The sequence below is a fragment of the Pseudoalteromonas sp. S1650 genome, assembly GCF_005887195.1.
Taxonomy (GTDB): Bacteria; Pseudomonadota; Gammaproteobacteria; order Enterobacterales; family Alteromonadaceae; genus Pseudoalteromonas; species Pseudoalteromonas simplex.
The window spans coordinates 1-296 of record NZ_PNDF01000257.1; the positions used below are offsets into that span (position 1 = coordinate 1).

The 296-nt window shown below is 44.6% G+C and carries 1 pseudogene; it reads right to left on the reverse strand.

Features of this window, described 5'->3' with window-relative positions:
* Positions 1-296, reverse strand: a pseudogene (locus CWB80_RS22320) (magnesium transporter); the annotation flags it as partial.

A 296-nucleotide genomic window follows, 5' to 3' on the forward strand; every position in this document is an offset into this window, starting at 1 on the left:
TTAAATCACGCACAACTTTATCAGAAGGACTTGTCAGTAGCGTGGTTAACGAAAGCGCCCCTAAAAAGCAGTTATGTTTATCACCTACATATAAATCATCTGTACCCTCTGGTAACTCACCTCGTAAGCGTAAATTGAGTAAAACTACATCTAGTGTAACATCTGGACGAATGGTTACAGTATCGCTGTTCATCAGTGCTCCGGCTGAGCGCACTTGATAAGAAAGCTCGTGACATGACCTTACTCTATCTAGCGAGCCCATCCAGCTACCGACGTCAGGATCTCCGGTATCAGGA